The sequence below is a fragment of the Undibacterium sp. CY21W genome (assembly GCF_014284265.1).
Taxonomy (GTDB): domain Bacteria; phylum Pseudomonadota; class Gammaproteobacteria; order Burkholderiales; family Burkholderiaceae_D; genus Undibacterium; species Undibacterium aquatile.
Window position 1 is genome coordinate 1,000,344 of the sequence record NZ_JACOGE010000001.1, and the last position, 25,601, is coordinate 1,025,944.

Annotated in this window: 22 protein-coding genes; 18 read left to right on the forward strand and 4 right to left on the reverse strand. The window is 50.5% G+C overall.

The genetic code is table 11. The features are described 5' to 3' along the window. The first annotated feature begins 56 nt into the window (after positions 1-56). From H8K29_RS04490 to H8K29_RS04505, 4 genes are all read left to right on the forward strand, one after another. Positions 57-953 (forward strand): phosphoribosylaminoimidazolesuccinocarboxamide synthase, encoded by an 897-nt coding sequence (locus H8K29_RS04490; protein ID WP_186896535.1) that lies wholly within the window; start codon positions 57-59, stop codon positions 951-953. A 1-nt stretch (position 954) separates the two neighbouring features. Beyond that, on the forward strand, positions 955-1,452 hold the full coding sequence (gene purE, locus H8K29_RS04495; RefSeq protein ID WP_186896536.1) for a 5-(carboxyamino)imidazole ribonucleotide mutase: 498 nt from the start codon (positions 955-957) through the stop codon (positions 1,450-1,452). Between the two features lie 360 nt (positions 1,453-1,812). Then, positions 1,813-3,030, forward strand: coding sequence for a 5-(carboxyamino)imidazole ribonucleotide synthase (locus H8K29_RS04500; RefSeq protein ID WP_186896537.1), 1,218 nt, complete (start codon positions 1,813-1,815; stop codon positions 3,028-3,030). Next, positions 3,027-4,064 (forward strand): L-threonylcarbamoyladenylate synthase, encoded by a 1,038-nt coding sequence (locus H8K29_RS04505; protein ID WP_186896538.1) that lies wholly within the window; start codon positions 3,027-3,029, stop codon positions 4,062-4,064. Before H8K29_RS04500 ends, H8K29_RS04505 begins: the two co-directional genes overlap by 4 nt. A 50-nt stretch (positions 4,065-4,114) precedes the next feature. On the opposite strand, the gene H8K29_RS04510 is transcribed toward H8K29_RS04505, so the two are convergent. Together H8K29_RS04510 and H8K29_RS04515 are read right to left on the reverse strand one after the other, a co-directional pair. After that, a complete protein-coding gene (locus tag H8K29_RS04510; RefSeq protein ID WP_186896539.1) occupies positions 4,115-4,375 on the reverse strand; it encodes a SemiSWEET transporter in 261 nt (86 codons plus the stop codon). A 6-nt stretch (positions 4,376-4,381) separates the two neighbouring features. Next, entirely contained in the window at positions 4,382-4,891 is a 510-nt protein-coding gene (locus H8K29_RS04515) for a flavin reductase family protein (RefSeq protein WP_186896540.1), read from the reverse strand. Positions 4,892-5,181: 290 nt separating this feature from the next. Here H8K29_RS04515 and H8K29_RS04520 point away from each other — a divergent pair, with 290 nt between their 5' ends. The 7 genes from H8K29_RS04520 (at position 5,182) to lnt (ending at position 12,186) form a co-directional block, all read left to right on the forward strand. Further along, on the forward strand, positions 5,182-5,565 hold the full coding sequence (locus H8K29_RS04520) for a hypothetical protein (RefSeq protein WP_255423239.1): 384 nt from the start codon (positions 5,182-5,184) through the stop codon (positions 5,563-5,565). A gap of 167 nt (positions 5,566-5,732) precedes the next feature. After that, positions 5,733-7,073, forward strand: coding sequence for a tRNA (N6-isopentenyl adenosine(37)-C2)-methylthiotransferase MiaB (gene miaB, locus H8K29_RS04525; protein ID WP_186896618.1), 1,341 nt, complete (start codon positions 5,733-5,735; stop codon positions 7,071-7,073). Next, on the forward strand, positions 7,070-8,152 hold the full coding sequence (locus tag H8K29_RS04530; protein ID WP_186896541.1) for a PhoH family protein: 1,083 nt from the start codon (positions 7,070-7,072) through the stop codon (positions 8,150-8,152). The genes miaB and H8K29_RS04530 overlap by 4 nt, the downstream gene beginning before the upstream one ends. Before the next feature lie 13 nt (positions 8,153-8,165). Continuing rightward, the gene (gene ybeY / locus H8K29_RS04535; RefSeq protein WP_255423240.1) at positions 8,166-8,603 is read left to right on the forward strand and encodes an rRNA maturation RNase YbeY; all 438 of its coding nucleotides are present in this window, start codon (positions 8,166-8,168) and stop codon (positions 8,601-8,603) included. A gap of 8 nt (positions 8,604-8,611) precedes the next feature. Then, positions 8,612-9,502, forward strand: a complete 891-nt coding sequence (locus H8K29_RS04540) for an ion channel (protein WP_186896543.1) — start codon at positions 8,612-8,614, stop codon at positions 9,500-9,502. Between the two features lie 202 nt (positions 9,503-9,704). After that, the gene (locus tag H8K29_RS04545) at positions 9,705-10,583 is read left to right on the forward strand and encodes an HlyC/CorC family transporter (RefSeq protein WP_186896544.1); all 879 of its coding nucleotides are present in this window, start codon (positions 9,705-9,707) and stop codon (positions 10,581-10,583) included. 7 nt (positions 10,584-10,590) lie between these two features. Next, entirely contained in the window at positions 10,591-12,186 is a 1,596-nt protein-coding gene (gene lnt / locus H8K29_RS04550; RefSeq protein WP_255423241.1) for an apolipoprotein N-acyltransferase, read from the forward strand. Between the two features lie 127 nt (positions 12,187-12,313). Here lnt and H8K29_RS04555 read toward each other — a convergent pair whose 3' ends face one another. Next, the gene (locus tag H8K29_RS04555) at positions 12,314-12,685 is read right to left on the reverse strand and encodes a hypothetical protein (RefSeq protein ID WP_186896545.1); all 372 of its coding nucleotides are present in this window, start codon (positions 12,683-12,685) and stop codon (positions 12,314-12,316) included. 518 nt (positions 12,686-13,203) lie between these two features. Here H8K29_RS04555 and H8K29_RS04560 point away from each other — a divergent pair. The 7 genes from H8K29_RS04560 to H8K29_RS04590 all read left to right on the forward strand — a co-directional run bounded on the left by H8K29_RS04560 (position 13,204) and on the right by H8K29_RS04590 (position 25,237). Continuing rightward, positions 13,204-15,867, forward strand: coding sequence for a TonB-dependent receptor (locus H8K29_RS04560; RefSeq protein ID WP_255423242.1), 2,664 nt, complete (start codon positions 13,204-13,206; stop codon positions 15,865-15,867). Positions 15,868-16,050: 183 nt separating this feature from the next. Then, a complete protein-coding gene (locus tag H8K29_RS04565) occupies positions 16,051-17,370 on the forward strand; it encodes an MFS transporter (protein ID WP_186896546.1) in 1,320 nt (439 codons plus the stop codon). Between the two features lie 167 nt (positions 17,371-17,537). Continuing rightward, complete coding sequence (locus tag H8K29_RS04570) at positions 17,538-19,298, forward strand: alpha-amylase family glycosyl hydrolase (protein WP_186896547.1); 1,761 nt, start codon at positions 17,538-17,540, stop codon at positions 19,296-19,298. Then, entirely contained in the window at positions 19,295-21,715 is a 2,421-nt protein-coding gene (locus tag H8K29_RS04575; RefSeq protein WP_255423243.1) for a TIM-barrel domain-containing protein, read from the forward strand. The genes H8K29_RS04570 and H8K29_RS04575 overlap by 4 nt, the downstream gene beginning before the upstream one ends. 127 nt (positions 21,716-21,842) lie before the next feature. Then, positions 21,843-23,726: a glucokinase gene (locus tag H8K29_RS04580; protein ID WP_186896548.1), complete on the forward strand. Its 1,884-nt coding sequence runs from the start codon at positions 21,843-21,845 to the stop codon at positions 23,724-23,726. 175 nt (positions 23,727-23,901) lie between these two features. After that, a complete protein-coding gene (locus tag H8K29_RS04585) occupies positions 23,902-24,774 on the forward strand; it encodes a DUF6348 family protein (RefSeq protein WP_186896549.1) in 873 nt (290 codons plus the stop codon). A gap of 43 nt (positions 24,775-24,817) precedes the next feature. Then, on the forward strand, positions 24,818-25,237 hold the full coding sequence (locus H8K29_RS04590; RefSeq protein WP_186896550.1) for a hypothetical protein: 420 nt from the start codon (positions 24,818-24,820) through the stop codon (positions 25,235-25,237). Positions 25,238-25,472: 235 nt separating this feature from the next. On the opposite strand, the gene H8K29_RS17870 is transcribed toward H8K29_RS04590, so the two are convergent. Further along, positions 25,473-25,601, reverse strand: a 129-nt coding sequence (locus H8K29_RS17870; RefSeq protein ID WP_370527135.1) for an ExbD/TolR family protein, incomplete at its 5' end; no start/stop codon positions are given.

Below are 25,601 nucleotides of genomic sequence, written 5' to 3' on the forward strand. Positions count from 1 at the left end.
GCCCTGCGCATTTTTGCTGAATCAAAATTGTTGCACCGTGAGGTGCTGAAAAAATCATGACTACCCAAATTCATTCCACACTTCATTCCTTGCCATTATTAGGTCGAGGCAAAGTCCGTGATAACTATGCAGTCGGCGATGATAAATTGCTGATTGTGACCAGTGACCGTTTGTCTGCATTCGATGTCATCATGAATGAGCCAATTCCGGATAAAGGCCGCGTTCTGAATCAGATGGCGAATTTCTGGTTTAAAAAACTGGGACATATCGTGCCGAATCATCTGACCGGTATTGCGCCTGAGAGTGTGGTGGCTGCCGATGAAGTAGAACAGGTTCGCGGTCGTGCTGTCGTCGCTAAACGCCTGAAACCAATCATGGTGGAAGCCGTGGTACGTGGTTATATCATTGGTTCCGGCTGGAAGGATTATCAGGAAACCGGCGCAATTTGCGGTATTACTTTGCCGGCGGGTCTGCCACAGGCAGCCAAGCTGCCAGCGCCGATTTTTACGCCCGCGGCGAAAGCGGAAATGGGCGAGCATGATGAGAACATCAGTTTTGCCAAAACCGAGGAACTGATCGGTAAAGAACTGGCGGCAAAAATCCGCGATATCAGTATTCAGCTTTACACTGAAGCGGCAGACTATGCAGCAACGCGCGGCATTATTATTGCCGATACCAAGTTTGAATTCGGTCTGGATGACAATGGTGTTCTGCACCTGATGGACGAAGTGCTGACAGCGGATTCCTCTCGTTTCTGGCCTGCAGATTCGTATGCGACTGGTATTTCGCCACCATCGTTTGATAAGCAATTTGTACGCGATTATCTGGAAACTATTACCAGCTGGAATAAAACCGCACCGGCACCGGCATTACCGGAAGAAGTGATCCGGAAGACTGCAGCGAAATACCGTGAAGCGCTGGAGCGTCTGACTGGTGAGACTTTGAAGGCATAACATGACGCAAGTGAATAAAGCAGTGGTGGGCGTCGTGATGGGCTCCTCTTCCGATTGGGATGTGATGCAAAACGCCGTCGCGATATTGAAGGAATTCGGTATTCCGTTTGAGGCGCAAGTGGTATCTGCACACCGCATGCCGGATGAAATGTTCCGTTATGCGGAGACAGCGCGCGAACGTGGTATCCGCGCCATCATCGCGGGCGCTGGCGGCGCGGCGCATTTGCCAGGCATGATTGCAGCAAAAACCATCGTGCCGGTATTTGGTGTGCCTGTACCATCCAAATACCTGCGTGGCGAAGATTCGTTACTGTCGATAGTGCAGATGCCAAAAGGCATACCGGTCGCGACATTTGCGATCGGCGAAGCAGGCGCGGCGAATGCGGCGCTGGCAGCCGTCGCGATGCTGGCGACAACTGATGAGGCATTGGCGCAAAAGCTGATCGATTTTCGCGTTAAACAAACCCAGGTTGCCCGCGACATGGTGTTGCCCGTCTGAATAGCGGCAAGCATAGCCATTGCTCATCATCAGAGCTGCGGCGAGGGAAAGTTTGTCAGAGATAATTTCTCTCGCGCAGCGTTTTGACCCAGTTATTTTTTTGCTTAATTTGTGGATAGCTGATGGAGGTAAGTCGCTTCGCACAGGCTATTCAGTCTAATCGGGCCATTTAATCAGACTGACCTTAGTCAGCAGCATCAGTCGTTTTATATACTCCGGGGGAGTATTTTTAAACCCCCTTTGTTTTTGCCGACATTAACTGGTTTTTTGCATTTTCAGGGGGGAGTATATGATTTCTCCTGCCTTATTCTCGTAATCGTTGGCGATGCTCAGTCATCGCGTCACTTTCAGACAGACATCATGAATATCGACAAACAAGTACGTCCTCGACAAGCCCTGTTACCCAATACAGAAAAAAGCTGTCTCGGCATTATGGGCGGCGGTCAGCTGGGTCGCATGTTCGCGCATGCCGCGCAGGCGATGGGTTACAAGGTTGCCGTGCTGGAGCCTGAGGCTGGCTGCCCTGCAGCGCAAGTTGCTGAACATCATGTACAGGCAGACTACGATAGCCCCGAAGGTCTGAAGGCCTTGCTGGCGTTGACGAAACATATTTCGACTGAATTTGAAAACGTCCCCGCGGATAGCATGAAGGAACTGGCTTACGACGGTTTCGTGTCTCCTTCCGGCGATTGCGTGTCGATTGCGCAAGACCGGCTGATAGAAAAACGCTTTTTCACCCGTTGCAGTCTGCGTACCGGTATTTTCCCGACGCCGCACTGGGGTATTTCGCGTAAGGAAGACGTGACCAGCGCGAAAGATGATTTGTTGCCTGGTATTTTAAAAACCGTGCGTCTTGGTTACGACGGCAAAGGTCAGGCGCGTGTCCGTAATCGCGAAGAACTGGCGGCAGCTTTTATCAGCATGCGCGGTCAGGCCTGCGTGCTTGAAAAAATGCTGCCACTCGCCTACGAAATTTCTGTTCTGGTCGCACGAGGTGTCGATGGTCAGGCCGTGGTTTACCCTATCGCCGAAAACGTGCATCGCGATGGCATCCTGTTCACGACGCTGGCACCGAGCCCGAGCGTGTCTGCCGATGTTGCCGATGCTGCGCAAAAAGCCGCGTTGACGATCATAGAAGAGCTGGGCTACGTCGGCGTGCTGTGCATAGAATTTTTTGTGCTGACCGATGGTACTCTGGTCGTGAATGAAATGGCACCGCGTCCGCATAACAGCGGCCATTACACTATTGATGCCTGCGTCAGCAGCCAGTTTGAACAGCAGGTTCGTGCGCTCGCACAGTTGCCGTTGGGCGATGTGCGTCAGCATTCACCTGCAGCGATGCTGAATATTCTTGGCGATGTCTGGTTCAGCGGCAGCAGCGACACGCCACGCGAACCCGCCTGGGATCAGATACTCGCAATACCGGGCGCTCACTTGCACTTGTATGGTAAGGCGGAAGCACGGCGCGGGCGCAAGATGGGACACATCACTTTCGTTGCGCCAACGATGGAACAAGCGCGGGCAGCATTACATCATGCCTGCGGTATTTTAGGTCTGGCAGCACCGGAGCAGGCATGAATGTAGTGGTATCAACACCCGACGCAATTGTCACGGCAGCGCAGGCGCTGGAGGCTGGTCGTCTGGTCGCATTTCCGACTGAAACCGTCTACGGGCTCGGGGCCGATGCTGAAAACGCGGCTGCAGTCGCTGATATTTATAAAGCCAAGGGACGTCCATCGGATCATCCTGTGATCGTGCATGTTGCTCCCGGTGCCGATATCCGTTATTGGGCAAAAGATATTCCGCACGAAGCAGATCAATTGATTGCAGCATTCTGGCCGGGACCGTTGACGCTGATTTTAAAACGCGCTGATCATATTCCGGATGCGGTTTCCGGTGGACAGGATACAGTTGGCATACGCTGTCCTTCGCATCCTGTGGCGCAACAATTATTGCTTGCTTTTAAAAACGGTAAAGGTGGCGTGGCCGCCCCTTCGGCAAACAAATTTGGTCATGTCAGCCCGACGCTGGCACAGCATGTGGCCGAGGAATTTACCCAGGAGATTTTGCCTGGCGGCCTGATTGCCGCGGTGCTTGACGGTGGTCAGAGTGAGGTAGGGATTGAATCGACGATCGTTGATCTGAGCCGCTTGGCGACACATGGCCCGGTATTGCTGCGCCCGGGGCAGATCAGTACTGCCCAGTTATCCGAAGTGTTGGGCGTGACACCTGCCAGCCCCGATGCCGCTGCGCCGCGCGCTTCCGGCACCCTTGATGCCCATTACGCGCCGCAAACACCGGTGGTGCAGGTGGCGGTTGCTGAGTTGGATAATGTTGCTGCGCAATTGCAGGCAAAAGGGAAAACGATCGCTTTACTCAGTTACCAGCCGCATCCCGGAATCGTGGCGCTGGCAGTGCGGCGGTTACCGGCAGATGCGGCTGGTTATGCACATGATTTGTATGCAGGTTTGCGTGAACTGGATCATGCCCATGCTGATCTGATTCTGGTTGAAGCGATACCACAGGATAAAGAATGGCTGGGCGTGAATGACCGCTTGCGACGCGCCGCGTTTGATTCACGTGATGTTTTACAGAAAATACTGCAAGCCTGAGTTGACGCCATGCTTGACGGCATCCGTGGGATTTTTTGTATTTGCGCGATTTATTTATAGATGATTTTCATCACCAGAATAAACATCGCCAGTGCCAGCGTCACTGCGTTCGCAATGATGATGGGCCAGGCATGCAACAGTATTCCGTAGACCATCCACACCAGCACGCCGCAAACCATGATCAGATACATGCCGATGGAAACGCCCTCGGCGCGTTTGTGTTGCCAGGTTAACCAGGCTTGTGGCACAAACGCACTGGTAGTCAGGCAAGCGGCGATATAGCCGATCACATCGGATGTCAGTGTCAACATGGCAGGTTATTTGGATGATGCGTGGATAAACTGGCCACCGTGAAAAATCAGCGGTGCCTGTTGGGTGAATTCGCAATGTTCAACTTCACCAACAAAAATGACGTGATCGCCTTCTGGATAGCGGCTGCGGTTATGGCATTCAAACCAGGCAGAGGCGCCTTTCAGGATAGGATGACCGGTACGCGACAAGGTGTATTCGACGCCCTCGAACCTGTCGGTTTTACGGCTGGCAAACTGTTCTGCCAGCCAGGCTTGTCGGTCGGACAGTACGTTAACCACGTAATGAGAGTTGCCGGTGAACACAGGCATGCTATTGGCAGCGTTACCGAGGCTCCATAAAACCAGTGGCGGCTCGAGTGAAACAGAATTGAATGAGCTGGCAGTGAGGCCGAGAAACTGTCCGTTTGCCAGCTTGGTGGTAATGACTGTCACGCCGGTCGCAAATTGAGACAGGGCGTGGCGGAAGTGGCGGGTATCAAAATCACGTTTTTCGGCGCGGGGAGAGCGGGTATGCATCAGTCATCCATCAATTTTTGCGACATTATCCCAGATTTTGCTGTGGCCGTTGATCTGCGGCAGGTATTCCCTCTTGGGACGGGCGACTGTGGTAAACTTGCGCCCTTGTCAGAATCTGGATTCATACTTTAAGTAATTGATTCTTTTGGTTTTTTTATTTTATCTTAAGACTTGTGCAAAATGGCCCTGGCGGCTTGATTGTTCCGGATTGCACTCAGTGTATGGCCTTCGTGGTTATGTCCCGTCTGCATAATTTTGTACCGGTCTTATCTTTAAATGAAGTGATAACTATGTTCCTGACTACAATTTGCCGTCGCCTCAGTTTACTGCTGGTCTTGTTCGGTCTGACATGTACAGTTTTTGCACAAGGCGTGACGCAACGTCAGTTTCCGCCGAACACCTTGCGTGGTGAACTCGATATGTCCTCGTATCCGGATATCCGTTTGAATGGAAAACCACGCTACCTGGCGCCATCCAGCCGCATATACAACGCCGATAATCTGATCGTGATGGCAGCCTCGCTGGATGCGCCGAAAATTGTGGTGAATTACACGGAGAATTCTTTCGGCGATATTGATAAGGTCTGGATACTGACATCGGATGAGATGCCGAAACAATTACCCAAGCCAGAAGTCTGGGCACCGATACCATTTAAAAATCCGGAAATTAAGTAAATTTCCGTCGGCTGTCTTCTCGCTGTCAGCAGATGTCGCTTTGTTTGAGAATGTGAATCGGTTTTCCTGCGTGATGAGTTTGTGTATGTTCGAATACAGCCGGAATCCGGTTATTGCCTGCGGCCTTGTTCATATTGAGAAAGCGGGCTGTTTTACAGAAAAAAATGATGCAAAAAAAAGTATTTATTAAAACCTTCGGTTGCCAGATGAATGAGTACGACTCAGACAAAATGGCAGACGTGTTGAATGCTGCTGATGGCATGGTAAAAACCGACTCTCCGGATGATGCTGACGTGATTCTGTTGAATACCTGCAGCGTACGTGAGAAAGCATCCGAGAAAGTGTTTTCGGATCTGGGACGTCTGCGTGAACTCAAGCGTAAAAGGCCTGATCTGCTGATCGGTGTCGGTGGCTGTGTTGCCTCGCAGGAAGGCGATGCCATCATCAAACGCGCGCCCTATGTTGATGTCGTATTTGGCCCGCAGACTCTGCACCGCTTGCCGCAACTGATTGATGCGCGCCGCTTGTCCGGCCACTCGCAGGTTGATATCAGTTTTCCGGAAATCGAAAAATTTGATCACATGCCACCAGCGAAGGTGGAAGGTGCGACGGCCTACGTTTCTATTATGGAAGGCTGCAGCAAATATTGCAGTTACTGCGTGGTTCCTTATACCCGCGGTGAAGAAGTGTCACGTCCCTTTGATGATGTGCTGGCTGAAGTCGCCGGTCTCGCTGCGCAGGGGGTAAAAGAAATTTCCCTGCTGGGTCAGAATGTGAATGCCTACCGTGGCGTGATGGAAGATGGCGAGATTGCTGACTTTGCTTTGCTGATTGAATATGTCGCTGAATTTCCGCAGATAGAACGGATTCGTTTCGTCACCAGCCACCCGAAAGAATTTACTCAGCGACTGATCGACTGCTACACAAAAGTGCCGAAATTGGTGAACCACTTATACCTTCCTGCACAACACGGATCAGACCGTATTTTGTCGGCAATGAAGCGCGGCTATACCGCAATCGAATATAAATCCGTACTGCGCCGCCTGAAGCACGTGCGACCTGAGATGTCGGTATCTTCCGATTTTATCGTCGGTTTCCCCGGCGAGACGGACGAAGATTTCAATGCCTTGATGAAGCTGATTGATGATGTCGGTTTCGATAACAGCTTCAGCTTTATCTTCAGCCCGCGCCCCGGTACGCCAGCCGCCAATCTTGCTGACGACACGCCAGCGGAACTGAAGTTACGCCGCTTGCAGACCTTGCAAGCGGTCATTGATGCGAATACCAAAAAATACAGTAACGCGATGATAGGTACCGTTCAGCGCATTCTGGTTGACGGGCCTTCGGTCAAAGACCCGAATGAGTTACAAGGCCGTACTGAAAATAATCGCGTGGTAAATTTTGCCGGCGGCAAAGAATTGATAGGAACGCTGGTAAATACGCGCATTACTGAATCTTATAATTATTCCTTGCGTGGTGAATTGATTGACGAGACTGTGACTGCATGATGGCAAAGACTCCGGTGCCAGTTTCTCATTTCATTCCGCAACCGCTGGATAACACCCGCCTCGCCCACTTATGCGGCCCGCTGGACGAAAATTTGCGTCAGATTTCAGCTGCGCTGGATGTGACGATTTTCCGTCGCGGTGAAAAATTCATTATCAGCGGACATAACGCTGAACGGGCGCTGGCATTACTCGAGCAGTTTTATCTGCTGGCGAAAAAGCCGGTATCGGTTGATGAAGTGCAGTTAGCCTTAGTCGAACAAACCGCGCATCAGAACCAGAAAATGCCGACGCTGGCAGCGTTGGAAGAATCCGCTGAAGAAATAAACGCTGGTGAACTGGAAAGCCCGGTGCTGAAAACCCGCCGTAGCGATTTGCGCGGCAGAACACCGCACCAGACCCAGTATCTGCGGGCGGTGGTCGAACACGATATTACGTTTGGAATTGGCCCTGCCGGTACCGGTAAAACGTATCTCGCCGTTGCCTGTGCCGTGGATGCGCTGGAGCGGGATGCGGTCAAACGGATTATTCTGACGCGTCCGGCGGTTGAGGCTGGCGAGCGTCTTGGGTTTTTACCGGGTGATCTGGCGCAAAAGGTTGATCCGTACCTGCGTCCTTTGTACGATGCCTTATACGACTTGTTAGGTTTCGACCGCACTCAAAAAATGTTTGAGAAACAGGCGATAGAAATCGCACCGCTGGCTTATATGCGCGGTCGTACCTTGAATCACGCCTTCATCATTCTCGACGAGGCACAAAACACGACACCGGAACAAATGAAAATGTTCCTGACCCGTATCGGTTTTGGCAGCAAGGCTGTCGTTACCGGTGATGTGACGCAGGTGGATTTGCAGCGTGGTCAGAAAAGTGGTCTGATCGATGCTTGCCAGGTACTGAAAGATGTACGCGGTATCGCTTTCACGCAATTCACCAGCGCCGATGTTGTGCGCCATCCTCTGGTCGGACGCATCGTCGATGCTTATGAAACGGCGAATGCAGGTAGCACTGCGCAGAGCGCGGCACTCGGTTTATTAAAAAATACAACGCAATTCAGTTCTGTACATCATGGCCGAAAAAAGTAATTCCAAACATAAAATGAGCTTATCAGTTCAATACGCAGACCCGCGCTTGCAAGAAATATTACCGCGCCCTTTGTTGCGTAAAACGGTACAGGCTGCCTTATATTTTCCGGCGGAACTGACGTTAAGATTTGTCGATGCAGAGGAAGGACAGGTATTGAATCGCGATTATCGCGGTAAAGATTATGCGACCAATGTGCTGACGTTTGCGTATACCGAAGATGAGGATGCAGAAGTCACTCAGGCCGATATTATTCTGTGTACTGATGTGTTGCAGCGCGAAGCCAGTGAACAGAAAAAATCCGTCGTCGAGCATGCGCAGCACTTGATTGTTCACGGTGTGCTGCATGCACAAGGTTATGATCATGAGACGGATGAAGAAGCCGAAGAGATGGAGGCGCTGGAAATCGCCATCCTCGCCGGTTTAGGCCTTGCAAATCCTTATCAAGACTAAGCTTCAGTATGAAAATGCCGCGCTCTCACCAGCATCATGGCCGCCGTATCAGCATGGGCGGACGTGATGTTGTCGCTTTTGGCCTAGACCGCCATTATCTGCAGGACATTTATTTTTATGCGATGACATCAAGCTGGACGATGTTTTTTTTCGCTGCAGCCGTGGTGTATCTGATTTTTAATATGGTGTTTGCCGGTTTGTATGCGCTCGGGGATCATCCTGTTGCGAATCTGACGCCGGATAATTTTCTCGGATATTTTTTCTTCAGCGTAGAGACATTGGCAACGGTCGGCTACGGCAATATGCATCCACAAACGGTCTATGCACATGTGATTTCGTCTGTGGAAATATTTATCGGAATGTCCAGTGTGGCGTTGACGACAGGTGTGATGTTTGCGCGCTTTTCGCGTCCGCGCTCGAACATTATTTTTGCCGATCATCCGGTTTGCCACATGGTTGACGGGCGACGATTACTGATGATACGTCTGGCGAATGCCCGCATGAATATCATCAGTGAAGCATCGGCAAAACTGCGTCTGGTTAAAAATCATGCTTCTCCCGAGACAGGCAGCTTCCGTAAAATTCTTGATCTGGAACTGGAGCGTGACCACCACCCCATTTTTAGTCTGGGTTGGACTGTGATACATGTGATCGACGAGTCCAGCCCTTTATACGGTTACACCAAAGAACAACTGAATGAACTCAATGCGGCATTGGTGCTGAGTATCGAAGGGCTGGACGAAATGACGAATCAGAGTCAGAGGGCGCGTCATTATTATCCGTGTTCATCAATACGCTGGAATCATCGCTATGTTGATATATTAAAGTTTCAAGGAGATACACCGCATTTGCATTATGCAAAATTCCATGAATCTGAGAATCTGGATGACATAAGCTGATGCGTTGGCGTGTTTTGCCGGCATGTGCAATACATGCGACCGGCTTTACTTTAAATTTCGTTAATCGCCATTTAATAACAACCTAACAGCCATCGAATAACCGTCTTTTTGTGAAATAACAAGGTGAACGCCTTAACAAAATTTTGGAATCAGGCGTATTTGTTGTATTCTGTAGGATTGAAACAACGGCGTCACGCCTCCTATGCAAGAGCACTCTAGTAAGGTCAGATCAACTGACCTTAAACCCCACAGGTCATTGTTTGAACGATTGACCGCATTCATATCCCCCGAACCTGAAAATCGAGCTGAACTGTTAGAAGTTCTGACCGATGCACAAGAACGCAATCTGATCGATGCTGACGCACTGGCAATGATAGAAGGCGTATTCCAGGTATCAGATCTTTCCGCCCGCGATATCATGGTGCCACGCGCACAAATGGATGTTGTCGATATTTCCCGTCCGCTGGAAGAATGGATGCCGGAAGTACTGCGTACCGCGCATTCGCGTTTCCCTGCTATCGATGGTGACCCTGAAAAAGTGGTCGGGATTCTGCTGGCGAAGGATTTGCTCCGCTATTACGCAGAAGAAGTGTTCGATGTGCGGGATATGCTGCGCCCCGTTATTTACATCCCTGAGTCGAAACGACTGAATGTACTGTTGCGCGATTTCCGTGCCAATCATAATCACATGGCGATGGTGGTCGATGAATATGGTGGCATTGCAGGCGTCATTACAATCGAAGATGTGCTGGAACAAATCGTCGGTGACATTGATGATGAATACGATTTCGATGAAGAAGAAGACAATATTCTGGCGCTGGAAAATAAAGGTAACGGCAAGCGTTGGCGCATCAAAGGTCTGACTGAACTTGAGCAGTTCAACAGTGTTCTTGGTGCGCATATGCCAGGTAATGAGTTGGAAAGCATCAGCGATTTTCTGATGCGCCATCTTGGTCAGGTGCCGCATAAAGGCGATGAGTTTGAAATCGGTAATTTACATTTTGAGGTATTGCGTGCCGATGCTGTTGAGGTGCAGATATTGCAGGTTGAGCAGCGACCAGCAAATTTGTTGAAAGAATGAGGCTGGTTTGCTGAAACGATTGTCACCAGCGGTTTTGCTTTCCACTCTGTCTTTCCGTTCTGCGCTGCTGGTGATGGCGCTGGCGGGTGTGGTGGCCGTTGCGGGCTTTGCCCCATTCGGTTTCTGGCCGGGTCAATTGCTGAGCATGGCTTTATTCGCCTCTTTGCTGCTCCGGCCAGGACAGCAGGCGTTTTCTATCCGCCAGTCTGCAGTGCTGGCGTGGGTATTCAGCTTCGTCAGTCTGTTTACTGCAACCAGTTGGTTGTTAGTTGCCATGACGCGTTATGGTGGCATGCCCATCTTTCTTGCTGTTATCGCGCTTGCTTTACTCACATCTTATCTGGCATTGTTTGCCGCGATGTGTGCGGCAACGCTCGCCTGGCTGCGGCAACGTTGGCAAGTTAATCCCACAATCTGTGCCGTATTGTTATTCCCTGCTTTATGGCTGCTGAATGAATGGCTGCGCGGTTATTTATTCACTGGCTTTCCATGGGCAATTATCGGCTATGCACATACTGCCAGTCCGCTCGCGGGCTATGCGCCTGTGCTTGGCGTTCTTGGGCTAGGCTGGCTCGTCGCCCTCTGCGCAGGCGGATTGGGTTTGATGGTCTTTACAAACAGCAGGCGTGTACGCTTGTTGGTTCTTGTCGCTGTCATTGCGCTGTTTGGTGGCGGTCAGTATCTGACCACGATCACATGGACTCAGCCCCTGGGTCAGCCTTTAACTATCAATCTGATACAGGGCAATGTCGAACAGGATAAAAAATTCGATCAGGATCACCTGAATGATTCTCTGCATTTGTACCATGATCTGATATTGCAATCGAAAGCGGATCTGGTCGTCACGCCGGAAACGGCATTGCCGATGTTGTCATCGCAATTGCCGCCAGATTATTTGCCTGCCATTAACGCGTTTGCACAAAAAAATCAGAGTGCAGTTGTGCTCGGTGTTGCCGTGCACGACGGTGGCAGTCGCTATGCAAACAGCGTTTTAGGTTTCTCACCGTCTTATGAGCAGCAAGCCTATCGCTATGACAAGCATCATCTGGTGCCTTTCGGTGAATTTATTCCTTTCGGTTTTCGTTGGTTTGTCGATCTCATGCATATTCCTTTGGGTGACTTTACCAAGGGGAATGTGATTCAGGCGCCGATGCAGGTAAGGGATCAGTTTGTATTGCCGAATATCTGTTATGAAGATCTGTTTGGTGACGAAATCGCTGCACAACTGGCGTCACAAAACGGTTCAGGTAAAGCGGTTGCCAGCCTGTTGCTGAATGTCTCGAATATGGCATGGTACGGTGATTCCATTGCGATCCCTCAGCATTTACAGTTTTCCATGATGCGTGTTCTGGAAACGGGGCGTCCTATGCTGCGGGCGACAAATACTGGTGCGACTGCGGTAATTGACGTTGGTGCGCGACTGGTGACGCAACTGCCCTACCTGCAACAGGGGATATTGCGAGCAACAGTGCAGGGGCGGCAAGGCGTGACGCCGTATATACGTTGGGGCAATGCAATCGTGATGTTGCTGGCACTATGCAGTCTGATACTAGCAGCTTATTTGACTCACAGATCTGCGCGTTCATGTCAGCGCGAGTCCTGAAGCGTTGTCTGTAAGCTCTGTTGATTTTGAAATAGAAAATGCCGCCCATTTGTTAAAACGGGCGGCATTTTTTTCATGAACTTCATCCTGCTGACGCATTACTGCGTCATTGTGATTTCGCAGCGAATCAAGCTTTCTTGCTGTTGGTTTCTATATCGGCCAGGCATTCTTTACCGCGCTGACTGATTTCATGCAGCCCTGATTCGGGATTGATTTGTATGTGTCCCTTTTTTTCCAGAAATATAGCGACAGGCCCGGATAGCTTGGTTCCGGCGTCATTTGCAATTGCGCGCAGACCATCGATACATTGCTTGATGAACAAAACCTGACGACCGTTCTCAGTCAGTTCCAGGCTGCCGTCCTTACGGTACGCGACCAGTTTGATACCGGTCAGACGTTTCGTATTTCTGCCTATGCAGGCATTAGGTTTAACGTTTTTAGGCAGTTTGCTGATCTGTTCCAGAGCATCGTATTCATCAATACTTAATTTGTGATTCATTGTGGCTTTCTTTTTCGGGATGTCGCTGAACTGAAGCTGCCAGCGACGATATTTACTGCAATTGTTGCCAATATCCACAGATCTGCGGACATATGCCGCACCGGTCTGGCAGAGATATTTTCGAATGGGAATATATCATAGCACCGCCAACTTTCCCGGTTTTGCGCCGCGATCATAGAATTCAAGTTTTTCGGTAGCAGGCGAGAAAGGGCTTGTGAAACGCCATTTGCTAAATGATGTCACTAAGTGAGGCAATAAGTGAGGCAATAAATCGCCGAAAGTAGTTGAACTACATTTACTGATTTGTTCTTTGTGGAAGAAACGCAACGAGGCTGCACCTTATCTACTCTCAGTTTTCGCATAGGTTTGATAGTTAAAGTAGTTTTTTGTAGTCTCCGTTTGACAAATAATCTAGTTTTAGTACAAAATTGTTTTCGGAACGTTGGGTTCTGAGTGCACTTTGAAACAAAGTATCACTCCTGAGGTGTAGGTCAAATATAAGAGTGAGGGGACATTAAATGAAGCACGCTATGCAGAAGCGCGAGCATGGGCAGGATTTTGCGCGCCCGGGTTTTAAGTTGAGTCCTGTTGCGGCAGGTTGTGCAGTGTTGGTCTTGAGTCTGACCGGTATTGCACATGCACAGCAGACTGCAGAAAACACTGTCGTTGTTACCGGTATTCGTAAAGGTATCGAAGATGCGATCAGTGTGAAAAAAAATTCCAATTCCATCGTCGAAGCGATTTCTGCTGAAGATATCGGCAAATTGCCCGATACCAGCATCGCTGAATCGATTGCCCGCTTGCCAGGTTTATCCGCGCAACGTGTGAATGGTCAGGCACAACAAATCAGTATTCGTGGCACCTCCGGCGATTTATCGACGGTCACACTGAATGGCCGTGAACAAGCCAGCACCAGTGCCAGCCGTGTGGTTGAATATGACCAGTATCCTTCCGAACTGATCAATGGCGTGACTGTCTATAAAACTGCAGATTCATCTCTGGTCGGACAAGGTCTGTCAGGCACGGTTGATTTGCAGACTGTTAAGCCGCTGGCATTTGGCGGACGCACTATTTCCCTCAATGCGCGCGGCGAGAAAAATTCTCTCGGCAGTGAAAGCCCGGGCGCACCAAGTACCGGCAATCGTTTCAGCGCGTCCTACATTGATCAGTTTGCGAATCGCACCATCGGTCTGGCTGTCGGCGTTGCGCACAGCGACAAACCGAACGTCAACAACTTTTTCGAAACCTGGAACTGGGTTGAAGGAAATAACGGCGTCCCTGCAGGCGTTAAAGCTCCACAAGGTGTGAAGGGGCTGGCAATCACAGGTAATTCCAAACGTGATGGCGTGATCGGCGTACTCGAGTGGCGGCCATCGAAAAATTTTATCTCGACGCTGGATACTTACTATTCAAAGTTGTCACAAAATGAAATTCGCCGTGGCGTGGAAGTGCCATTGGAAAGCTGGTCCGGTGCGAATTTCTCGAATCTGAATATTGTCAACGGACTCGTCGTTGGCGGTACGATCAACGCCAGCCCTGTGATCCGGAATAACTGGTTCACCAAAGAGAGTGATATCAAAGCATTTGGCTGGAATAATAAATTCACTGTTGATCAATGGACTGCCGTTGCGGATTTTAGTCATTCATCGGCGAACATTCATGAAAAACTCATAGAGATCAACTCTGGTCGCAGCGCAGGTAATATCTCCTATAATTATCTGAATGGACGTGACATTCCTACCTTTACTTTTGCCGATAGTCTTTCCGATCCTTCAGCGATCAGCATAGGCGGCAAATACGGCGACGGTTATGTGAATGTTCCATCGTTGAGTGACAAGCTCAATTCCATCCGCTTCAGTCTGAAGCGTGATTTTACCGATGGCGTTATTTCCAGCGCGGAAGTTGGCGTGAATTATTCCAAACGTGAAAAGACGAAAGAGCACCTGGAAACCGGCTTCGATAAAATCGGCGCAGGGACGTTTTCTCCTGGCGTTTTGTATAGCCCTCAGGACCTCAGTTTCATTGGCTTACCAAGCACGCTGAGCTGGGATATTCCGGGCGTTCTGTCCTCTAATTTCGGCCCCTACAAAGCCGCCGTCCTGAATCCATGGGGTGCGACAAAAAACTGGTCTCTGACAGAAAAAGTTACGACTGGTTATGCGAAGCTGAATCTGGAAACGATGGTGTCCAATATTCCTGTGTCGGGTAACGTTGGTGCACAGGTCGTGCGTACGGATCAGTCATCGACATCAAATGCTTTGTTGTCTTGGCCTATCGCTGCTTTGGTGCCAATTACCGATGGAAAAACTTATACCGACGTTTTACCTAGTGTGAATCTGGCAGCTAATTTGCCTGGTGATCAGGTAATCCGTTTTGGTATTGGTAAATCGATTGCCCGGGCTAAGCTGGATGAGCTGAATGCAGCGCGTGAAGTCGGTTTGTCTAACGGCAAAACCGGAACGCCAAGCGGTAACGGTGGTAATGCGCAGCTTGACCCATGGAAGGCAGATTACATTGATCTCTCTTACGAAAAATATTTCGGCAAGAAAGCCTACGTTTCTGCAGCGATATTCCATAAAAACCTGAAATCATATATCTACAAGCAAACGACACCGTATGATTTTTCGGCCATGAATATTGCAGGTGCGACGACAAATATCGGCACATTTACCCAACCGGTTAATGGTCAGGGTGGCAAGCTCGAAGGCCTGGAACTGGCGGTATCACTGCCACTGGATTTGCTGACGTCGGCATTGGATGGCTTTGGACTGACAGCCAATCTGTCGTTGACCAATAGCGCTATTTCTATCAAAGACAGCCGCTTCGGTAGTCAGAGCATTCCTTTGCCAGGTCTTTCCAAGAGCGTTGCAAATATTACGGCTTACTATGAAAAGAACGGCTATTCCGCACGTATCAGTCAGCGTCGCCGTAGCGATTTTGTTGGCGAAATCGGTGGCCCGGGTGGGCAGAACGAGCTGACATTTGTGAAGGCGGATAATGTCGTCGATCTGCAACTTGGCTATGATTTTTCCAGTGGATTTGCGAAAGGCGCATCGTTGCTGTTCCAGGTGAATAATCTGACCGATACCGCGTTCCAGACGTATTCCGGTTCGCCTGATCGTCCACGCGGCTACCAGAAGTATGGTCGCCAGATGTTTGTCGGTATCAATTACAAAATGTAATTGCTCCGGTAATTCAGCACTGTAGTGAATCTGACCCTTCTCTGACGCATGCCGGAGAAGGGTTTTTCAGCATGGCTGTGATTGCCTTCATCATCTGAAAAACATTCAAGCATAAAATGTGAAGACTTTGCGGTCGCAATGCCAGATTTCATCCGGCCTCACACATAATACGGGGACACCAAGATGCCTAGTTTGACCAATAAACCCCTGCTGTCTTTCTGGCAGTTGTGGAATATGAGTTTCGGATTTTTTGGAATTCAATTCGGGTTTGCATTACAGAACGCCAATACCAGCCGCATATTTTCAACCCTGGGTGCCAGCCCGGATGATCTCCCTTTATTCTGGCTGGCGGCGCCGGTCACCGGTCTGCTGGTGCAGCCCGTGATAGGCTATCTCAGCGATCACACCTGGCATCCGACATGGGGACGTCGCCGGCCATTCTTTTTTATCGGTGCAATTCTGGCCTCGCTGGCCTTGTTTCTGATGCCGAATTCTTCTGCGTTATGGATGGCCGTCCTGGTGCTGTGGCTGATGGACGCGGCGATCAATGTGTCGATGGAGCCGTTCCGCGCCTTCGTTGGCGACAAGCTGAATCCGGAACAGCAGACAGCAGGATTTGCGATGCAGACTTTTTTCATCGGTTGCGGTGCGGTCATTGCATCATTGCTGCCGACCCTGTTTTCAGACGTGTTTGGTTTCAGTAATGAGTCATTGAACGGTACTATTCCTGACACGGTCCGATATTCATTCTATGCCGGTGGTGCTATCTATTTTCTGGCAGTGATGTGGACGGTATTTTTCAGCTACGAATTGCCACCGGCCGATCTGCAGGCGTTTCAGGCGGCTCGTCAGAAAAAAGTCGGAATGGCTCACGTAGTCAAAGAGATCATGGCCGGTTTTCGTCAGATGCCGCAGACCATGGTGCAACTGGCGATCGTACAGTTTTTTACTTGGATCGCTTTGTTTTCGATGTGGATTTACACCACGTCAGCGGTGGCCGATAAGGTATTCGGCACGACGGATTCTCATTCCGGTATTTTTCAGGATGCCGGAAACTGGGTGGGAACCATGTTTGCCGTCTACAACGGTGTGTCGGCGCTGGCAGCATTTTTGCTACCGGTTTTCGCTCGCCTGAGCAGCAAAAAAGCGGTGCATCTGACCTGTCTTGTGCTCGGTGGTCTGGGCTTGATGAGCATGTTCCTGATCACCCAAAAAGAATGGCTGCTGCTGCCGATGATCGGTGTCGGTGTCGCATGGGCCAGTATTCTGACTATGCCGTATTCGATACTTGCGTCTGCACTGCCGGCTGAAAAGATGGGCTACTACATGGGCGTGTTTAACTTCTTTATCGTGATTCCACAAATTGTCAGCGGCTTGTTGTTAGGCTTTGTGACGAAGACTTTCTTTCACGGACACACCATGCAAACGCTGGTGCTTGGTGGTGCCTGCATGATACTGGCGGGCTTGCTGACTCTGATCGTGAAAGATGAGTCGCATAGATAAACCACGATACCGTTTGGTTTAAAAAATCATCTTTATTTTTGTCTGAGTTTTGATTGTATTACGCTGATTTGAATTCAGGTTGCGGTGTCTCCAATCTCCTCTGGCGCAACCTGATACTTTTCTTTCGTCTGCGCCCCAATTCCGCATTGACCGGTAAGAGCTCCGCCATGAAAAAAAACCTCCTGTTCTGCATTCCATTTTTATTCCTGTGTTTTAGCAGTTTATGTGTATCGCCTTCAGTCCGCGCAGAGAGTACGGGCAATGAAGTTCACCTGAAAGCCGAAAGCCACGGCAGCGATAGCAGCGAAAAAAATAAAAAAGCATCGTCTGAGAAGCCCTTCTTTACCTGGGACAATGCGACCATCTATTTTTTACTGACCGACCGTTTTTACAATGCAAATCCTGCGAACGATCTTGCTTACGGCCGGAAAAAAGATGCTGGACCATTGCGTGCTTATATGGGCGGTGATCTGGCGGGAATTACTGCGAAAATAAAAGAAGGCTATTTCAATCAGCTGGGTGTGGATGCGATCTGGCTGACACCGCCAGTCGAACAGATACATGGCGCGACAGACGAGGGCAGTGGTAAATCATACGGTTTTCATGGTTACTGGGCGCGCGATTTCACCAGCGTTGATGCCAATCTTGGCACCGAAGCAGATATGCACGAACTGGTCGATACCGCGCATGCACATGGCATACGGATTTTGCTGGATATCGTCATGAATCACGTCGGTCCGCAGACCGATCAAGATACTGCCTGGCCAGACAGCTGGGTGCGCCATGCACCAGTCTGTACCTACAAAGATGTGGCCAGTACCGTCAGTTGCACACTGGTGCAAGGTTTGCCGGATATCCGTACCGACAGTAATGAGTCGACGCCATTACCGCCATTTCTGATCGATAAATGGAAAGCCGAAGGCCGTTATGCCAAAGAAATCAGCGAGCTTGATCACTTTTTTCAACGTACCGGCTATCCGCGCGCGCCCAGGTATTACCTGATGAAATGGCATATCGACTGGATACGGAAATACGGTGTTGATGGCTTTCGCGCCGATACCGTCAAGCATGTTGAGCCAGGTGTCTGGAAAGAACTGAAACAACTCGCCAGCAGTGCTTATGACGAGTGGAAAACTGCAAATCCCAAGAAAAAAATCGGGGACACGCCTTTTTTTATGACCGCAGAAGTTTATGGTTATTCGATCACTGAAGGCCAGAAGTTCACGATGGATGGTGGCAGCCAGATTAATTTTTACCAAAACGGTTTTGATAATCTGATTAATTTTGGCTTCAAGTCTGATGCGAAGAAAGATCGTGAGCAGCTCTTCAGCACGTATTCAGCGCGACTGCATGGCGATCTGCAAGGTTACTCGGTTCTCAATTACATCAGTTCTCACGATGACAGCACACCTTTCGATCTGCAACGACACCAGCCTTTTGAGGCGGCGACGCGGCTCTTGCTGAGTCCGGGCGCAGCGCAGATTTATTATGGCGACGAAACCGCGCGTGATATCGATATGAAAGAAGCGCAGGGCGATGCCAGACTGCGTTCCTTCATGAACTGGGACGCGCTGAAAGCCAATGCTATGCAACAGGATTACCGGATTGCCGATGTACTCGCACACTGGCAAAAGCTCGCGTCATTCAGAAGGCTGCATCCTGCCATCGGCGCAGGAATACATCAGAAAATCAATGATCGTCCTTATACATTCAAGCGCACATACGACGACCACGGGCGGCACGATAAGGTAGTGGTGGCCTTAGATTTACCTGCACATCAGGATAATCCGATTTCAGTTGCCGGCGTATTTTCTGATGGTCAGCGATTACGTGACCATTATTCAGGAAAGACTGCAATCGTCATTAACGGCCGCGTGACTTTTGCGAGCCAGTTTCCGATTGCTCTGATTGCACAGGATGCACCATGAAACAGAAAACGCATTTCAAACGCATCTCATGTCTGGCAACGCTGGCGCTGTTGATGCAGTTCTGTGTGACTGATCTTGCCGCGCAAAATCTCAGCCGCAGCATACAGCGTGTTTCTGTTCAGCCTGCTTATCTCGAAGTGGTAACGAATGATGGCCGCTATCTATTCAAGCCGTATACAAAAAATATTATCGAGACGAGTTTTATTCCGGCGGGCGAACATTTTCAGCAAGCCTCACATGCAGTGGTGTTGAAGCCGGAAAAAATCAAAGCACAGCTTCGTACTGATGCCCAGCATCTCAGCTATATCGCCGGCAACATGGCAGTTCATATCAATCGTGCGCCATTCCAGATCAGTTATACCTACAAAAATCAAGCCCTGATTGCAGAACATCAGGGGTATCAGCAATCGGCACAGGGGCGAAGTCTGGATTTCCAGCTGGATCAGGATGAGGCTTTATATGGCGCAGGTGCCCGCGCCCTTGGCATGAATCGGCGTGGCTATCGCCTGCCCTTATATAACAAGGCGCATTACGGTTACGAAGAACATTCCGAGCAAATGAATTTTGCTATGCCTCTGGTTTTTTCTTCCAAAATGTACGGCATACATTTCGATAATCCGACAACAGGATTTCTCGATCTCGATAGTAAAAAGAAAAATCTGCTCGCCTATGAAAGCCTGAGTGGACGCCAGACTTATCAGGTGATTGCGGGGGATAGCTGGGAAGACATCGTTTCTGCGTACACGCAACTGACAGGCCGGCAACCATTGCCGCCGCGTTGGGCCTTCGGTAATTTCGCCAGCCGCTTTGGCTATCATTCAGAATCCGAGACACGTTCAGTACTGGCGAAATATAAGGAAGAGCAGATTCCTGTTGATGCGATTATTTTTGACCTGTACTGGTTCGGAAAAGAGATTAAAGGAACCATGGGCAATCTCGCTTTTGATCGCGATAATTTCCCGCAACCCAAAAAAATGATTGCCGACTTTGCGCAACAAGGCGTCAAAACCATACTGATTACCGAACCGTTTATCCTGACCAGTTCGGCCAGATGGAAAGAAGCCGTTGCAGAAAATATTCTGGCGAAAGATCAGCAAGGTCAGCCTTATACCTATGATTTTTATTTCGGCCACACTGGCCTGATTGATCTGTTCGATAAGCATGCGCAACAATGGTTCTGGAATATCTACAAAAATCTGAAAGCCGAAGGTGTTGCCGGATGGTGGGGCGATCTGGGCGAGCCGGAAGTGCATCCTGCCGGTCTGCAGCATAAAACCGGATCGGCAGATCAGGTTCATAATATTTACGGGCATCAATGGGCGAAACTCATTGCGGAAGGCTACCGCAAAGAATATCCGCAAGAACGGCCTTTCATTCTGATGCGCGCGGGTTATTCCGGCTCGCAGCGTTTCGGCATGATTCCGTGGTCGGGCGACGTGAACCGGACCTGGGGTGGTTTGCGTTCGCAACCCGAAATTGCGCTACAAATGGGAATGCAGGGAATGGCGTATATGCATTCTGATCTTGGCGGTTTTGCCGGTGCCAATCTGGACGACGAGTTATATACCCGCTGGTTGCAATATGGTGTATTTCAACCGGTGTTTCGCCCGCATGCACAGGAGGAAGTTGCCTCAGAGCCGGTGTTTCGTGAGCCTGCGACGCGGGCGCTTGCTAAGGCGGCGATAGAGTTACGCTACCGCCTGCTGCCGTATAACTATACGCTGGCATTTGAGAATAACCAGCATGGCTGGCCACTGATGCGCCCGCTGTTTTTTGCCGAACCAATGAATCCGGTGTTGACCTCGGCATCCGATAGTTATCTGTGGGGGCGTGATTTATTGGTGCATCCTGTACTGAGTGCAGGTCAGAAAAAGGCAGAGGTTTACTTTCCAGTCAGCAGTAACTGGTTTGATTTTTATACGGGGCAGACTTATGCCGCAGGCAGCCGGCATAGCATCGATGTTGTTCGTGAACATATCCCGGTTTTTGTTCGTGGCGGCGCTTTCATTCCGATGGCAAAGCCGCTGCAGAATACCCGGGAGTATTCGACTCAGACGCTTGATTTACACTACTACTATGACCCCGCAGTTGCCTCTTCCCAGTCGCAGTTATACGATGATGACGGTATGACGGCCAAGGCATTTGAACACGGCGCATATACACTGATGAAGTTTCGCAGCGCATACCGGCAACGACAACTGGTGCTGACACTGGATGCCGTGAACGGTAAAAAGCGTGCTGCCAGCGACAGACGCTTGCAAATCGTTATTCACAATATCACCGCTGCACCGGAAAAAATTCTGCTGCAACATCAGCCGGTCGCGTTTGCCTGGGATGCGTCCAGCCGGCAAGTGACGCTGGATGCACTCTGGAAGGCGGGCAGCACGGCGAAATTAGTTGTTCAAATGTCGGACTGAGCACGACAGAATATGCGGCAATCGGCAGCGGCTGTGGTAAATTGCTTAGCCTTTGTCAGCGCAGACAGCGAGACAAATGTTGGATCATGGTGTGATGAAATTCCGGAAATTAATTAAATAAAAAAACATGGCAGAACACACGTTGGCAGGACCTGCATACGCAGAACACGCAGAACATCATAGCGCCGGGTTTTCCGGTGGCCCACGTTTACTGGCAGACATCGGCGCGACCCATGCCCGTTTTACGCTGGAAACGGCACCCGGAAATTTTTCTGCAGTACGTGTATTGAAATGTGATGATTACACCGGCATCGTGCCCTTGATCCGTGCTTACCTGCATGATCATCAGGGTAGCCGCATTCAACATGCAGCGTTTGCGATTGCCAACCCGATTGACGGCGACGATGTCCGCATGACGAATCGTGACTGGGCTTTTTCTATCGAAGCGGTGTGGCGTGAATTTGGCCTGTACACCTTGCTGATTGTGAACGACTTTACGGCGCTGGCGATGTCTTTGCCCGGCTTGCAGGCAAGCGATGTGATGCAGATCGGCGGCGGCACTGCCGTCGCAAAATCAGTGATAGGCGTGCTCGGCCCGGGTACCGGTCTGGGTGTCTCCGGGCTGATACCTACCTCGGATGGTTTCGTCACTTTGGGCTCCGAAGGTGGGCATGTCAATTTTGCGCCGTGTGATGAACGTGAATATGCGATCTTGCAGTTCGCATGGAAAGAATGGCCGCACGTCTCGACTGAGCGTCTGATTTCCGGCCCCGGCCTGGAGCTGATCTATCGTGCGCTGGCAGCGCGGCATCAGCAGCAGGTGCGCGCCTTATCGGCGCAGGAAATTATGCATGCCGCCTTGCATGAAGCCGAGCCGCTCAGTCTGGAAACCCTGGAGTGTTTTTGCGCGATGCTGGGAAGTTTCGCCGCGAATCTGGCGGTAACGCTGGGTGCTTTTGGCGGCATCTATATTGGTGGTGGAATTGTGCCACTGATGGGAGAAAAGTTTGCAGCGTCGCTGTTCCGCAGCCGTTTCGAGGCGAAAGGGCGCTTCAGCAGCTATCTGGCGCAAATTCCAACGTATGTGATTACCACACCGAATCCGGCTTTTTACGGTGTGTCGGCCATCTTGTCTGAGCATTTGCGCGGGCGCAGCGGCGACAGTTCTTTGCTGGATCGCATACAACAGATACAGCTGGAACTGAGCCCGGCAGAGCGTCGCGTTGCGGCGCTGATCCTGGAGAATCCGCGTACCGTATTGAATGAAGCGATTGCAGAAATATCGCGTCTGGCCGATGTCAGCCAGCCAACGGTGATCCGTTTTTGCCGCTCGCTGGGTTTTACCGGCCTCGCCGATTTCAAGCTGAAATTTGCCAGCAGTCTGACGGGTACTATTCCCGTACGTCACAGTCAGGTCAGGCGCAATGACAGCACCCACGATCTGAGTGCCAAAGTGATCGATAACACCGTGTCGGCGATTTTGAATTTCCGCGATCAGTTGGAAGTGCACGCGATAGATCAGGCGATTGCTTTATTGCGCAAGGCAAACAAGGTCGAATTTTATGCGATGGGTAATTCCCGCGCGGTCGCGCTGGATGGGCAGCACAAATTTTTCCGTTTCCGCATTCCGACCGCCAATTACGGCGATGCGCATTTGTTCACGATGGCAGCCGAATTACTCAATCCCGGTGATGTCGTGATTGTGGTGTCTAATTCCGGTAAGTTGCCGGAACTGCTGAATGCAGTGGACGTTGCATTGAATGCTGGTGCCGATGTGATTGCGATTGCCCCACATCAGTCACCGTTAGCGAAAAAAGCCAGCGTCTGTCTGGCGGTGAATCACACCGAAGATAACGCTACATTTTTATCGATGATTTCGCGCATATTGCAGTTGTTGCTGATCGATATTCTGGCCGTCGGTTTATCAGTCGATGCACCGCACAGCGCAGACTCCCGTGAGAAAGAAGCGACACGTCTGAGTCATCTGCTGATTTCACATCTGGATAGCTGATCTGAGGAGAGCTGCCGCGTTGGTTTCACGGCAGCGAAGCAGCAAGACTCAGCCGGTTCTGGTGTGATGCAGTGTAAGAATTTATTGCACTGCTGCTCAGCGGCGGCGTAAAAAAGTACAATGCTGGTTTAGCGTGACCTGCAATTGCGCTTCATCTGTCTTCTGATCGTACTTTATGTCGCTGCTTCAATCTCTCAAAACCCTCAAAAATAAGTTCAGCTCTGGCTCGCCTGCGGTGGCTTCTGTCACGTCGTCAGTGCAGACGCCGCAGATGCAGAGCGACCCGCTGTTGACGGAAGTGCTGGCCGCTGCACTAAGCGATGCCGGATTCGCATTTGAGCGCTTAGCTTCGTGCATACAACTGCCGGAAGGGTTGGCACTGGCCGTGCAGCCGGTGACAACGAATGTGATTGGTGAAGGGCGGGTTCGTAGCTGCACCCGCATACACGCCTGGCATTCACAGTATTTTTCGCAAGGGATTTCTGAATATCAGCACGCGCTTGGTCCTGACGAGGCGGCCGCCATCGCGGAGGGCTTTGCGCAATGGGTCAAAATGGATCTGGTGGTTTTGCTCGATGCGACGCGTGATGTGCCACGAGATTGCACCGTGATAGAAATGAATGTGGCCAATGACGCGAAAATTGTTGAAGCGGCTGAACCGGTCGGACTGACGCGGTTCCGTCAGGTGATATTAGGGCCGGTTGCGCATCTGGCGACCAATCCGCCACCAAAGCAAAAAGAAGCGCATCCGTTTTGCCCTTGCTGTTTGTTTACCGAGAGCATGGAGGCATTTCACGCTGTCTTGCAGACCGATCAGTTTCTTGGTGTGCGCTTGTTCGCATCGCGTGATCAGCTCGGCGCGCAGGCAGCGGATTGCCGCGTCAACGGTGAGGATTTTGCGGCGGCATTGCCAGCGCTGACGGCTTATGTAGAAAAATGGCCGCAGCGCGGACTGGAATTTCGTAAGCAATATGTGGTGATCCGCACTGTGAGCCGGATAGTGGATGCCAGTGCTGTTCCTTTAAGTAGCACGGATGTGAGTAACTGAGTTCGCGCAAGAATAACGACGCCGATTGCGAAGGAAGATGAGAATGAACGTATTGCTTAAACTGTTAGCCTTGCTGATTGCTCTGGTGATGACGGCGGTGCTGGTGCTGGCGCCATCAGTGTTTGTCAGCTATGTGCTGCCATTGGTGGATGTCTGGTTCTTTGCGCAATCAGAAGAGCAGCAACGGCTGATCTTGCTGGGGGTGAAATGGGTTGCGCCAGCGATTGCTTTACTGTGTTTGTTATTTTTATTGATTGCACTGGCGCTCAAAACGATACGGCAGAAAGACCGCAATCAGCCGGAGTCTGCTGGTTTCACTCCGCTTGCTGCTAATGCTGGTATTGCGGATGTTGTTGCGGATGACATGGCGACCGCAGCTGTAACCGAAGCTGCTACCGAAGCTGTCACTAATACGACGGCTGATGCTACAACTCATACTGCGGCTGAAAAAGAGTCGCAGTAAGATACACAACGGCAGCTGTTTTATCCTGAATTTCATATACTCCCCCCTATTTTTATGAAATCACCCCTGATGTCCTTATGAAATAAAGACGTTTTAAGATACTGGGGGGAGTATATTTATTGCTCAGCGGGTGCCTTACTGACAGACTGGACCGAAAGCAAAAAAGGCAGGGAATCCCTGCCTTTTTTTATGTGCCGCGTTGTGACGGCATTTTGTGACTACGTTTGCGGCTGAATTACTTCAAGAACTGCTCATTGCCGACCATACCGATCTTGGTCACCCCAAGACGCTGGGCCGAGGCCATCACCGCGGCGACCGATTTGTACGGCACCACCGCATTCGGACGCAGATGCACTTCCGGTTG

Coding starts and splice junctions, on each gene's coding strand:
- miaB (WP_186896618.1), top strand. CDS start 5,733: ATGCAAAAAAAAGTATTTATTAAAACCTTCGGTTGCCAGATGAATGAG.
- H8K29_RS04530 (WP_186896541.1), top strand. CDS start 7,070: ATGATGGCAAAGACTCCGGTGCCAGTTTCTCATTTCATTCCGCAACCG.
- H8K29_RS04570 (WP_186896547.1), top strand. CDS start 17,538: ATGAAAAAAAACCTCCTGTTCTGCATTCCATTTTTATTCCTGTGTTTT.
- H8K29_RS04575 (WP_255423243.1), top strand. CDS start 19,295: ATGAAACAGAAAACGCATTTCAAACGCATCTCATGTCTGGCAACGCTG.
- H8K29_RS04590 (WP_186896550.1), top strand. CDS start 24,818: ATGAACGTATTGCTTAAACTGTTAGCCTTGCTGATTGCTCTGGTGATG.
- H8K29_RS04580 (WP_186896548.1), top strand. CDS start 21,843: ATGGCAGAACACACGTTGGCAGGACCTGCATACGCAGAACACGCAGAA.
- ybeY (WP_255423240.1), top strand. CDS start 8,166: ATGAGCTTATCAGTTCAATACGCAGACCCGCGCTTGCAAGAAATATTA.
- H8K29_RS04585 (WP_186896549.1), top strand. CDS start 23,902: ATGTCGCTGCTTCAATCTCTCAAAACCCTCAAAAATAAGTTCAGCTCT.
- H8K29_RS04540 (WP_186896543.1), top strand. CDS start 8,612: ATGAAAATGCCGCGCTCTCACCAGCATCATGGCCGCCGTATCAGCATG.
- H8K29_RS04520 (WP_255423239.1), top strand. CDS start 5,182: ATGTTCCTGACTACAATTTGCCGTCGCCTCAGTTTACTGCTGGTCTTG.
- H8K29_RS04560 (WP_255423242.1), top strand. CDS start 13,204: ATGAAGCACGCTATGCAGAAGCGCGAGCATGGGCAGGATTTTGCGCGC.
- H8K29_RS04505 (WP_186896538.1), top strand. CDS start 3,027: ATGAATGTAGTGGTATCAACACCCGACGCAATTGTCACGGCAGCGCAG.
- H8K29_RS04510 (WP_186896539.1), bottom strand. CDS start 4,375: ATGTTGACACTGACATCCGATGTGATCGGCTATATCGCCGCTTGCCTG.
- H8K29_RS04500 (WP_186896537.1), top strand. CDS start 1,813: ATGAATATCGACAAACAAGTACGTCCTCGACAAGCCCTGTTACCCAAT.
- H8K29_RS04490 (WP_186896535.1), top strand. CDS start 57: ATGACTACCCAAATTCATTCCACACTTCATTCCTTGCCATTATTAGGT.
- H8K29_RS04515 (WP_186896540.1), bottom strand. CDS start 4,891: ATGCATACCCGCTCTCCCCGCGCCGAAAAACGTGATTTTGATACCCGC.
- H8K29_RS04555 (WP_186896545.1), bottom strand. CDS start 12,685: ATGAATCACAAATTAAGTATTGATGAATACGATGCTCTGGAACAGATC.
- H8K29_RS04545 (WP_186896544.1), top strand. CDS start 9,705: ATGCAAGAGCACTCTAGTAAGGTCAGATCAACTGACCTTAAACCCCAC.
- purE (WP_186896536.1), top strand. CDS start 955: ATGACGCAAGTGAATAAAGCAGTGGTGGGCGTCGTGATGGGCTCCTCT.
- H8K29_RS04565 (WP_186896546.1), top strand. CDS start 16,051: ATGCCTAGTTTGACCAATAAACCCCTGCTGTCTTTCTGGCAGTTGTGG.